We start from the raw sequence: 7,868 nt of genomic DNA, 5'->3' as shown, positions 1-7,868 counted from the left end.
TAAACGCCATTTCTGATGGGTACTCAGTGGGTACTCACGAGGAATGGTAAAACTCATGCGACCTAAGTCTAATTATAACTTATTGTTATATAGGGTTAAAATGGCGCGCCCGGCAGGATTTGAACCTGCGACCTACGGATTAGAAGTCCGTTGCTCTATCCAGCTGAGCTACGGGCGCTTTGGGGGTGGGGATCAGTGCTAAGTATCGGGTGTCAGTATTGGGGTGAGCCCCTAAATTTCAGCTGCCGAAGCCTTTTTCGACTTTGTGGTAGGTGAAGTTGTTGGCGTAGTTCTTGATCAGGATGCGTCTTTGCTTTGGCTCGGTGACCTGATAGTTCAGGCCTTCGCGCTCGGCAAAGGCGACAGCCTCTTCTTTGGACTCAAACTTCATCCGAACCTGGCGCTTTGTATTGCCGCCGCCGACCCATCCCATCAGGCTATCGACCTGCTGCGGGGTTGCGGATTCATACTCCAAAATCCACTTGCTAAGATTACCCCGACCAGATTGCATGGCATTTTTCGTCGGTTGATAAATCCTCACGTCAGTCATGTTTCACCTTTTCGTGCTTGGCCTAGGGGGAACATACCCCCATTATAGTGCAGTGAAAAGTCCGTACGCGTGTGAAATGGATGAGAATTTCTCCCCACCGCGTCATAGGAAACCAGAAAATTGGACGCTAAAACCGACGATTATCCGGAAACAACCTCCGGCGCGGCAGCTAAACCCGCGACGCCTGTTAAGCGCGCGCGTCCGTGGAAGCGCTATCTGATGGTTAGTTTGCTGGTGGCAGTTATCGCGACCTTAGGCGGACGCGAAGCCTACATCCGCTATATTTTCGTCTATGAATATGATGCGCGGGTGGCGGGTACGTTGATCACCATCTCCAGCCGGGTTGCCGGTTGGGTTACCAAAATTCCAGTATCAGAAGGCGATGCGGTTGAAAAGGGCCGCACCTTGATTGCCATTGACGACCGCGACTCAGCCTTGATGGTGAAGCAGTATCAGGCCCAGCACCGCGCCCTGATGGCAGAACGCACCCGGCTGCGGGCGGAACAAAACCTGATCGACAAGCAAACCAAAAGCCGCTATGTGACCCAGCTTTCGGTGCTCAATGCAGCTAAGGCGGAAATGCAGTCCTACGAGCCTCAATTAGACTTGGCGGTCAGTGAGCTGACCCGTGCCCGTAAACTCTACAAACGGAAAGTGATCCCGAAGCAAGTGCTGGATAAGGCTGTGGCCACCGAGCAAAAGCTGCAGAGCACGGTTATCATGTCGCAGGCCCGACACACTGCGTCTGAAGCCAAGTTGAAGGAGGCAGAGGCGGACCGCGCAGAACTAAAGGTCCTCGATGGACGGCTCGGCATTATCCGCGCCCAAATTGAAGAGCTGGCGATCAAGATCGACCAGCAGAAATTGGATGTTTCGGACCGGACCATCAAGAGCGCCATTCCCGGCGTGGTTGATCGCACCTTTGCAGATGTTGGTGAATACGTCCTGCCGGGTCAGCGCTTGATGCTGATCCATGACCCGTCCAAGGTCTGGGTCGACGCCAATATCAAAGAAACCCAGATTCGCAAAGTTAAGGTCGGCCAGAAGGTCAAGGTGACTATCGATGCCTATCCGGAGAAAGAATTCACCGGCAAAGTCTTTGCCATCGGCAATGCTGCGACCAGCGAATTTGCCCTGCTGCCGACGCCTAACCCCAGCGGTAACTTCACCAAGATTACCCAAAGGCTGCGCGTCCGTGTTCGGGTTGAGGGGGCGGAGGAAACTCTCAGGCCCGGCATGATGGCTGAAATCTACATCGACATCGGTAAAAAATGAGCCCTGACGAAAGCGTTGACGGAATGTTCCAACGCTTCGGGCCACGCTACCGCTGGCTCGTCACCTTCACGGCACTTTTAGGGGCGATGACGATGGTCTTGTCGGCGACCATCGCTAATGTTGCCGTACCGCACGTCATGGGCGCCTATGGCATTGGCCAAGATCAAGCGCAGTGGATGGCGACGAGTTTCATCGCCACAATGACCATCAGCCAGTTGATGTTTGCCTGGGTAGTCGAGACCTTTGGTCACCGCAATTCCTTCTTGATCGCACTCGGAATTTACCTGGTTGGCACTTTCATTGGTGGCTTTGCACCAAATTTTGATTTGATCGTTGTCGGTCGGATTATTCAGGGGTTTGCTTCGGGGCTAATCCAACCTCTGGTCATGGTCACCATCTTCAATGTGTTTCCGTCAAACAATCGTAGTTGGGCGATGAGCATCTATGGCATGGGCGTGGTGATCGCCCCCAACATGGGACCTTACGTGGGGGGATTGGCAATCGATCTATTTTCGTGGCGATACATCTTTTTCATGCCCCTGCCGCTGATCGTAACAGCGCTTGTCTTAGGCTCGGTCTTCATGCCCCAGGAAAAGCGTACGGGCCCTCTGCCCCGGCTTGATTGGGTCGGCGTTATTTTGGTCGGAATAACAATTACCCTTTTTCTGTCGGTGCTTGCCAACGGCCACCGCTGGGGCTGGGTTTCTGACCAGACCCTGACTTACACCGCAGTCGCTGTGGGGACGGCTGTGGTCTTTGTCATGACGCAGTTGGATAAAGAAGAACCGCTGATGAATTTCGGCTTGTTCAAGATCCCTGCATTTAGTTCGGCCTTGGTTGTCGCCTTTGTCTTTGGGGTGGGGAATTTCTCGATCACCTATATTATTCCGGTGTTCCTGCAAACCGTCCAAGGCTACACCGCGACCCGGGCCGGGCTGTTGGTCCTGCCCACCGGGTTGGCGCTTGTGACTGTGCTGTATTTCACCGGGCGCTACATCCCTGAAACGGTTCAGGCGCGTTATCCAGTGATCATTGGCCTGTTGATGTTTGCCCTAAGTGCCGGGCTTATGACCACGGCAGATGTTAATTCCTCATTCGTCATGTTGATGTTTTATGCGGTTATCGGGCGCTGCGGATTGGGATTTATACTGCCGTTCCTAAGCGCCGCCGCCTTAAAAGCCCTGCCCCCGGAAAAACTCAACCAAGGTGCCGGCACCTTGAATTTTACCCGCCAAATTGGCGGTGCATTCGGCATTAACGCGTTGGTTGTGATCATCTCCTATCGAACCCAATTCCACAGCGAAGCCATGACCGCAACCCAGACTGCCGACAACGCTGCCACCCGGGAATTATTGGACCAAGTCACCCGCAAGCTGCAAGAAACAGGGCTGCCCGAATCTCAGCTTCTTCCGGGCGCTTTGGAGTATCTCGATAAAATTATTTATGCCCAGGCCAATACCTATGGCTTCCAAGACGGCATCACCTTCATCACCGCGGTCTTCGTATTCGCGGTCATTCCGGCCTGGATTTTGAAACAAAAAAGGGTTTAGACTGGGCCTATTATGGTCAGTCCAATTTGGAAAGAGAAAAACATCGAGTACCCGGTCGGCATGAAGCCCGAGCGGGAAGAGAGCGAATGGTCGGTTGATGGCGACACCCTTCCGAGCGATGATCAAACATTCAAATACCAGCAAGAAATTAAACGCGAGGGCTTTTGCCGGTCGATCTATAACCGCGCGGAGATCAACCGCGACCGTCGCGTGCGCAACAGCCAAATGGCCATCGCCCCGGTGCTGATTGGCCTGATCATCGGCACCACGACACACGGTCTTTGGGATCAAATCCTGGCTGGAATTTTATTGGTTGGTGGCTTCGCCTGGGCAGTCTACTGGCTGACCCGACCGCCTGCGCCTAAATCTTAATGTTTTCTGTTGGTTCGCAAAATATTCACGGGGTATTTACCGAGATACAAAGTTTAAGCCGAGAATACGATGGTAATCACGGTTCCCACATTCGTTTCACTTTCGATATCAAGTGTGCCGCCATGGGCTTCGATGAGCTGTTTGGCCAAGGGTAAGCCTAAACCAGTCCCCTCGTACTTTCGCTCCAATGAAGAGTCCACTTGTCCGAAAAGCTCCAGCGCTTGCCTGATTTCTTCCTTCGTCATGCCGACGCCAGTATCTGAAATGATTATCTTAAGTTCATCATTTAAGGTGCAGTTTAGGGAAACCTTCCCCCCCTCCGGCGTAAACTTAATCGCATTCGATAGAAGGTTTAGTAAAATTTGTTTTAGGCGAAGCTCGTCCACTCCGAATTTAGATTTGTTTTTATCGTCCTCGACCGAGATTTGCACTTTCCCGGCATCGGCCCGGGCCTGTACCAGCCTCACTGCCTCATGAATAATTGGCGCAATTTCAACATCTTCTATATGAATTTCCAGCTTGCCAGCTTCGATTGCTGATATATCCAGGACATCGTTAATTAAGCGTAATAAATGGCGACCACTGCCCAAAATGTCATCGACATATTCGTCTTGTCTCTCGCTCAGTTTGTCATCTGGGAGGACCTTTAAAAATTGGCCAAAGCCAATAATGGCGTTCAGCGGCGTGCGGAGTTCATGGCTCATGTTTGCGAGGAAGTCGGTTTTGATTTTGCTCGATGTCTCGGCTTCTAATTTCGCTGTTAGCAGGGCTTTCTCGGTGCGCTTTCGCTCAGAGATTTCTGCTTCCAGATGTGCTGTTCTTTCAGCAATGCGCGCCTCTAATTCATCGTTAGTGCTTTGCAGTTCTGCCTGCACCTGTTTCAACTCGGTGATGTCAGTCACGACCGTGGAAATCGCGATTATATCGCCGTCGGCTGAATAAATTGGGCGCTTGTTATCAATAATTGTATGGTCCATACCGTCCTCAAATAATCTGACGACCTCTCCGGTATGATTCTCGCCGGTTTTCCAAACATTCTGGTCAATAGCCCAAATATCCTCCGCCTGATCGGGTGGAAATAAATCAAAAATTGTTTTGCCGACCAATTCAGATGGCGTTGACTGCATCCAATCGGCAAAAGTTTGATTGACCATTATAAAACGGCTGTCTTGGTCCCTGAGCGTGATTGCTGTCGGAGAGCTATTGAAGATACTTAAAAACCGACTTTCTGACTCTTGGAGGGCAATTTCAGCCTGCTTTTGCTCCGTAATATCGGTAATGATCGTGGAAATTGACGCCACGTTCCCATCAGCCGAATATATTGGTCTTTTTTGGGTCAGGATGTTCCGGGTTTGGCCATCCCCGTAAGTTATAACAGTCTCGCGAGCATGATCTTCACCCGACGCCATGATATTTTGATCCAAGGCTTCAATGATGTCCGCCTGTTCCTTCGAGAATAAGTCGTGAACTTTCCGACCAATGATCTTAGTTGAGGTCGAATTCGCCCATTTGGCATAGGTTTGATTTACCAGCAGGAAAACGCCGTTCCGGTCCTTAAGTGTAATGGCAGCAGGCGAACTATCGACAACAGTCTGAAATCGATTGTCTGATTCTTGTCGGGCGACTTCAGCCCGTTTACGTTCAGTGATATCCGTTCCGATCGCACCGATCCCCGTCATGACCCCTTGATCATAAATCGGGAACTTGGTCGTCAGGTAGGTATGAAGACCATCTTTACGGATAAACTCCTCTTCCTCCTCCAAGGCTTCGCCGGAGTCGATAACCTTCTGATCGTGGGCGGAAAAGATATCAGCAGCTTCCTTTGAAAACAGATCATAGCTGTCCTTGCCTCGCCCATCCTCGTCCGTGACACCGAATAGATCCGCTGCCTCATTGTTAATCAGGATATAGCGCCCATCGATGTCTTTGATGTGGATTTTAGTAGGCGAATGGTTAACCACCGCCCGAAACAGCGCCTCGTTCTTCCTCAAAGCCTCCTCTGCCAGAATTCGTTCACGAACCTCAATGGCATGGGACAAAAGATCACCAAGCGACCCGGCATAGGTAATTTCGTCTGAAGACCAAGGACGCGCCGATCCAATATGTTCAAGGCAGATAACGCCAATGAGCTGACCACCAAAGCGAATTGGCACGTCCAACATCGAAGCAATTCCAAGTGGTGTCAAATAGGACTCGGAGAATTCCCGGGTTCGGGGGTCAGTGTGGGCATCATGGGCATCGATGGTACGGTCTTTTTCTATCGCAGCAAAATAATCTGGATAATCAACTGCCGCCAGTTCGCCGCCTTTCGAATGCACGTCGTCCGCTTTCTCATAAAGGTCTTCGCAAACGATCTTCGAGCAATCATCGGCATAAAGCCACACACCCGCCCGCGCGATATTCAGTGTCTGCGTTGCCGTTTCGGTGACGTCGTTGAAGGCTTTGTCGGTGTCCCCCTGATACAGGGACCCGCCTCTCACGATGCTCATGAGGGAATTGCTAAATTGCGCCGACGCCTGATCTTTATTCGTCATTTCCGCCTCAGTTTGGCGCACCCTTAAATCCTACAGACAAAGGAAATCAGCCTAAACTTAAATCATCAATGAGAAAAATTTCGACAAAATACATTCGATCCTATTATTTGCTAAGCTAGCTTAGCCCAAGAAATGGCATTACGACACGTAGAAATCCAGCAGGGTCCTGCAATTGCGGACAATGGCCGATTTCGGGAAGTTCAATTAATTCAGCCCCCGCGATCCCTTCCGCCAGTTGGTACGACAAGGCCGGAGGTGTCGTCGCATCTTCCAGCCCGACAACGACGAGGGTGGGGTTTTTGATATCTTTCAATTTTGGCGCGTTATCAAGATCCGCAAGCGCGAAGGCTGCGTTGGCAAACAGATCAGGATCGACTTCTGACAGACACTCTTTACGTCGGGTGATGATGTCAGGGTGACGGGTGATAAAGGGTTCTGGGAACATTCTTTTAATCGCGGCATCTAGCACGCCCCCCATTCCCTCTTCCTTCGCCTTATTGCCCAGCCCCCGCAAAATTTCCTGAGCCGGTGCGGGAAACCCGGGGCCGGAATCCATTAAGATAAGTTTCTGAAAGGTATCGCCATGACGGATGGCCATGGTCCCCGCGATAAAGCCGCCAAAGCCATTGCCGATGATATCGGTCTCGGGCGGCAGTCCAAGAGATTTCATCGCCTCAGACATCAAATCCGCGTACGCCGCAACCGACGCTTCGATGGGGCCAGTTGATTGACCGAACCCTGGAAAATTAAACCGTGTCACACGATTGTGTTGGCGAAGGTCATTGATAACTTCATCATAGACGCTCATCTCTGCCAAAAGCGTCGGCAAAAGCACGATGTCCGGCCCCGTACCCGCTTGTTCGTATTCAATAGTGTTTTTACCGAGACTCATCGTCGCCATTATTTGTTCTCCATATCGCCGTCAAATTCGGATAAATTTTCAGAAGTAGTTTGCTCAAAGGAAGAAATTAGATGCAAGACGAAATCCTCCGCATCAACGCAGACTTTGACGGACAGGTCGCGGTTTATACCCACGATATGGACTGGGTCTCTTCACCCAGTTCCGGCGTTGATCGCATCATGTTGGATCGGATTGGTGGAGAAGTCGCGCGGGCGACCTCCCTGGTCCGGTTCGCGCCAGACAGCAACTTCCCCCTGCACACTCATGATGGTGGCGAGGAGTTTTTGGTGCTGGAGGGCACGTTCTCTGACCAGGCTGGAGATTTCGGCCCAGGGTCCTACCTCCGCAATCCTATCGGCACATCCCATGCGCCTTTTACCAAAGAAGGCTGCACAATTTTGGTGAAGCTCTGGCAATTTCAAGAGGGCGATGCGGAGATCGTAAAACTCGACACCCACGCAGCAGGGTTCGTCCCAGGCATGGTCGAAGGGCTCAGCGTTCTCCCCCTGCATCAGTTCCTAACCGAAAGCGTCGCCCTGGTGCGCTGGCAACCTGGCACCCAGTTCAACCGCCACACCCACTTTGGTGGCGAGGAAATTTATGTGATCGAGGGCACCTTCCAAGACGAACACGGCACCTACCCCCAAGGCAGTTGGATTCGCAGCCCGCATATGAGCGAGCACACC

General features: G+C 51.7%; 7 protein-coding genes and 1 tRNA gene. 4 read left to right on the top strand and 4 right to left on the bottom strand.

The features are described 5' to 3' along the window. Positions 1–101 precede the first annotated feature (101 nt). Both HOM51_10580 and HOM51_10575 read right to left on the bottom strand, forming a co-directional pair. Positions 102–178 (bottom strand) — tRNA-Arg (locus HOM51_10580). Positions 179–238: 60 nt separating this feature from the next. Beyond that, the gene (locus HOM51_10575; protein MBT5034949.1) at positions 239–550 is read right to left on the bottom strand and encodes an ETC complex I subunit; all 312 of its coding nucleotides are present in this window, start codon (positions 548–550) and stop codon (positions 239–241) included. 120 nt (positions 551–670) lie between these two features. Between HOM51_10575 and HOM51_10570 the strand changes: the two genes are divergently transcribed. From HOM51_10570 to HOM51_10560, 3 genes are read left to right on the top strand one after another with little or no spacing between them, the layout of a single operon-like run. Then, complete coding sequence (locus tag HOM51_10570; GenBank protein ID MBT5034948.1) at positions 671–1,825, top strand: HlyD family secretion protein; 1,155 nt, start codon at positions 671–673, stop codon at positions 1,823–1,825. Then, positions 1,822–3,375: a DHA2 family efflux MFS transporter permease subunit gene (locus tag HOM51_10565; protein ID MBT5034947.1), complete on the top strand. Its 1,554-nt coding sequence runs from the start codon at positions 1,822–1,824 to the stop codon at positions 3,373–3,375. Before HOM51_10570 ends, HOM51_10565 begins: the two co-directional genes overlap by 4 nt. 12 nt (positions 3,376–3,387) lie before the next feature. Further along, the gene (locus HOM51_10560; protein ID MBT5034946.1) at positions 3,388–3,747 is read left to right on the top strand and encodes a hypothetical protein; all 360 of its coding nucleotides are present in this window, start codon (positions 3,388–3,390) and stop codon (positions 3,745–3,747) included. Between the two features lie 53 nt (positions 3,748–3,800). Here HOM51_10560 and HOM51_10555 read toward each other — a convergent pair whose 3' ends face one another. Then, a complete protein-coding gene (locus HOM51_10555; protein ID MBT5034945.1) occupies positions 3,801–6,281 on the bottom strand; it encodes a PAS domain-containing protein in 2,481 nt (826 codons plus the stop codon). A 115-nt stretch (positions 6,282–6,396) separates the two neighbouring features. Continuing rightward, the gene (locus HOM51_10550) at positions 6,397–7,182 is read right to left on the bottom strand and encodes an alpha/beta fold hydrolase (GenBank protein MBT5034944.1); all 786 of its coding nucleotides are present in this window, start codon (positions 7,180–7,182) and stop codon (positions 6,397–6,399) included. Between the two features lie 71 nt (positions 7,183–7,253). Here HOM51_10550 and HOM51_10545 point away from each other — a divergent pair. Beyond that, positions 7,254–7,868: cupin (locus tag HOM51_10545; protein MBT5034943.1), on the top strand; the 615-nt coding region annotated here is incomplete at its 3' end.

This window comes from Rhodospirillaceae bacterium, assembly GCA_018660465.1.
In the GTDB taxonomy this organism is placed as follows: domain Bacteria; phylum Pseudomonadota; class Alphaproteobacteria; order Rhodospirillales; family JABJKH01; genus JABJKH01.
This window is presented reverse-complemented; position numbering and strand designations above follow the sequence as displayed.

Coding starts and splice junctions, on each gene's coding strand:
- HOM51_10560 (MBT5034946.1), top strand. CDS start 3,388: ATGGTCAGTCCAATTTGGAAAGAGAAAAACATCGAGTACCCGGTCGGC.
- HOM51_10565 (MBT5034947.1), top strand. CDS start 1,822: ATGAGCCCTGACGAAAGCGTTGACGGAATGTTCCAACGCTTCGGGCCA.
- HOM51_10555 (MBT5034945.1), bottom strand. CDS start 6,281: ATGACGAATAAAGATCAGGCGTCGGCGCAATTTAGCAATTCCCTCATG.
- HOM51_10550 (MBT5034944.1), bottom strand. CDS start 7,182: ATGGCGACGATGAGTCTCGGTAAAAACACTATTGAATACGAACAAGCG.
- HOM51_10575 (MBT5034949.1), bottom strand. CDS start 550: ATGACTGACGTGAGGATTTATCAACCGACGAAAAATGCCATGCAATCT.